At 63.5% G+C, this 3,459-nt stretch carries 2 protein-coding genes; both read left to right on the top strand.

Annotated elements, in window-relative coordinates; genetic code table 11:
• The coding region (locus U1A24_RS03530; protein WP_305249396.1) for a PfkB family carbohydrate kinase at positions 1-1,707 on the top strand (1,707 nt) is incomplete at its 5' end.
• Position 1,708: 1 nt separating this feature from the next.
• Positions 1,709-3,459 (top strand): 3D-(3,5/4)-trihydroxycyclohexane-1,2-dione acylhydrolase (decyclizing) (gene iolD / locus U1A24_RS03525; protein WP_305249395.1); only part of this gene is annotated, 1,751 nt, incomplete at its 3' end.

The raw sequence follows: 3,459 nt of genomic DNA, 5'->3' as shown, positions 1-3,459 counted from the left end.
CAGTTGCAGCGCGAGGGCGTTGATGTGCGCGGGGTGGCGACCGACCCGGATCGCCTGACGGCGCTGGTCATTCTGGGGATCCGCGATTCCGAACAGTTTCCACTAATCTTCTACCGCGAGAATTGCGCAGACATGGCGCTGTGCGAGGACGATATCGACGAGGGACTGATCGCCGACACCCGTTCGGTTCTGGCGACAGGCACGCATCTGTCAAACCCGCGCACCGAGGCGGCGGTATTGAAAGCGCTGGCGCTGGCGCGAAAGCACGGCGCCAAGACTGCGCTTGATATCGACTATCGCCCCAATCTGTGGGGCGTGGCGGGCCATGGCGATGGGGAAAGCCGTTTCGTCGAAAGCGCGGCGGTAACGGCCAAATTGCAGGCCACCTTGCATTATTTCGATCTGATCGTCGGCACCGAGGAAGAATTCCACATCGCTGGCGGCACGACAGACACCATCGGCGCGCTACGGGCCGTGCGCGCTGTGACCCCCGCCGTGCTCGTCTGCAAGCGCGGCGCGGCGGGGGCGGTTGCTTTTGAGGGGGCAATCCCAGACAGCCTGGACGAGGGTCAGACCGGCCCCGGCTTTCCGATTGAGGTGTTCAATGTGCTGGGCGCGGGCGACGGGTTTTTCTCGGGCCTGATGAAGGGGTGGCTGGATGGGGAAAACTGGCCGCGTGCTCTGGAATATGCCAATGCGTGCGGGGCCTTTGCGGTCAGCCGTCATGGATGCACCCCCGCCTATCCGTCCTTGACCGAACTGGACTTCTTTCTGAAACGCGGAGTGGTGCGGCCGGACCTGCGCAATGACTCCCCATTGGAGCAGATCCACTGGTCGACCAACCGCGCGCGGCGCGGCCTGCCCGACTGGTCAGATATCCGGGTCTTTGCCTTTGACCATCGGATGCAGTTGGAACAGATGGAGGGTTATACGGCGGCCAAGGGCGCAGCCTTCAAAGAGCTGTGCTTGAGCGCTGCCCAAAAGGTTCAGGCCCGCAGGCCCGGCTATGGCATTTTGTGCGATAACCGGATCGGGCGCAGCGCCTTGCATGCCGCCTCTGGTACGGGGTTGTGGATCGGGCGTCCTTGTGAATGGCCCGGATCACGCCCTTTGACACTGGAGCCGGAACTGGGGCCGGACTGTGGCGGGCTGGAGGCTTGGGCGCGCGAGAACGTGGTCAAGGTCTTGTGCTTTTGCCACCCCGAGGACACCGCCGCCTTGCGGGCAGAGCAGGAAGCCACCGTAAAGCAGCTGTTCACCGCGGCGCGCCGGAATGATCTGGAGTTTCTGCTCGAGGTGATCCCGTCCAAGGTCGGGCCGGTTGATGACAGGACGACCGCGACCTTGATCGAACAGTTTTATGCTGCGGGTGTCTATCCCGACTGGTGGAAGCTGGAGCCGATGCAGACCGCCACCGCATGGCAAAACGCAATTCGTGCGATCGAGACGCACGATGCCCACACGCGCGGTATCGTCGTGCTGGGGCTGGATGCGCCAGAGGCCGAGCTTGCGGCAAGCTTTCAAGTGGCAGCGGCCTTTCCCCTCGTGCGTGGCTTTGCTGTCGGTCGCACGATCTTCGGGGCAGTAGCGCAGGCATGGCTTGCCGGAGATTTGGGCGATGCCGATGCCGTGGACGAGATGGCCCGGCGCTTCGCCCGGCTGAGTGGGATCTGGGATGCGGCCCGCGCGGCGGCAGGAGGCAAATAGAATGACGACGATCCGGCTGACCGCAGCACAAGCCATGGTAAAATGGCTGTCGGTGCAGATGAACGAGGAAGGCCAGCGGTTCATTCCCGGCATCTGGGCGATCTTCGGCCATGGCAACGTGGCGGGGATCGGCGAGGCACTTCAACGGGCGCAGCATGGTGATTTGTGCGGCAACGATCCTTTTCCGACATGGCGCGGCCAGAACGAACAGACGATGGCCCATGCGGCGATTGCTTTTGCCAAGGGCCGCGCGCGCAAGCAGGCCCACGCGGTAACGTCCAGCATCGGGCCGGGGTCCACCAACCTTGTGACCGCAGCCGCCCTGGCCCATGTGAACCGTCTTCCATTGCTCATCGTGGCAGGGGATGTTTTTGCCAGCCGCCGCCCCGATCCGGTGCTGCAACAGGTCGAGGATTTTGACGATGGCACCATCAGCGCCAATGACTGTTTCAAGCCTGTGGTGCGCTATTTCGACCGCATCACGCGCCCTGAACAGCTGCTGACAGCCTTGCCCCGTGCGGTGCGTGTGATGACAGATCCGGCCAATTGCGGCCCCGTCTGTCTGGCCTTTTGTCAGGACGTCCAGTCCGAAGCGCACGACTGGCCCGAAGCCTTCTTTGCGCCCCGCGTCTGGCACATCCGCCGTCCGGAACCTGACGCGCTCGAGTTAAAAACCGTTGCAGACCTGATCCGCGCCGCCCAACGACCCGTGATCATCTGCGGTGGTGGCGTGATTTATTCGGGTGCTGAAAGCACCTTGGGTGCATTTGCGGAAAAGCACGCCATTCCGGTCACCGAGACACAGGCAGGCAAGTCGGCTCTGGCGCAGGCGCACCCGATGAACTTCGGCGCGGCGGGGGTTGATGGCGCGGCATCCGCAAACGCGGCTCTGAGTGCTGCGGATCTGGTGATCGGCATCGGCACGCGGTTGCAGGACTTCACCACCGGATCACGGACGCTGTTTGCTGACGGGGCCAAGTTGGTCTCTATCAATACCCACGGCTATGACGCGGCCAAGCACGGGGCGGTAAGCCTTGTCGCAGATGCCAAGGTGGCATTGGAGGCGCTATCGGTGCGGATCGGCGCGTATTGCGCGGCACCGGATACGGCAGCCCGCGCGGCATGGCTGGCAGCGGTCGATGCCAAATGTCAAACCCCGGTTGCCGCAGGGGCCTTGCCAACCGATGCTCAGGTTATCGGGGCCGTGCAGGCGGTGGCCACCAAGGACAGCATCGCGATGTGTGCCGCAGGCACCATGCCAGGGGCGCTAAAGTTGCTGTGGCAGGCGTCGCAAGGCGGCTATCACATGGAATACGGTTACAGCTGCATGGGCTACGAGGTCGCCGGCGCCATGGGCCTGAAACTTGCGCTCCCCGAGCGCGAGGTGATCTGCTTTGTCGGTGATGGCAGCTATATGCTCGCCAATGCCGAACTGGCCACCGCCGTCATGCGGCGCATTCCCTTTACCGTGGTTCTGACCGACAACAGCGGTTACGGCTGCATCAACCGGCTTCAGCAGGTCAGCGGCGGCGCCCCGTTCAACAACATGTATGTCGATTGCACGATCGAGGACCAGCCCGAGATCGACTATATCGCCCATGCCGCCAGTATGGGTGCGCATGCGGTCAAGGCAAAGAACCTCGCCGATTTGCAGTCCGCCTTGCAGACCGCGCGCGGCAAGCGCAAGCCGACCGTCATCGTGATCGACACCACCGCAGCCCCGGGTCCCGGAGACGGTCTGGACGGGGCAGG

This window comes from Cypionkella sp. (assembly GCF_034376685.1).
Taxonomy (GTDB): domain Bacteria; phylum Pseudomonadota; class Alphaproteobacteria; order Rhodobacterales; family Rhodobacteraceae; genus Cypionkella.
Note: the sequence above shows the minus strand (reverse complement) of the source record. Positions and strands in the feature narration are given on the sequence as shown.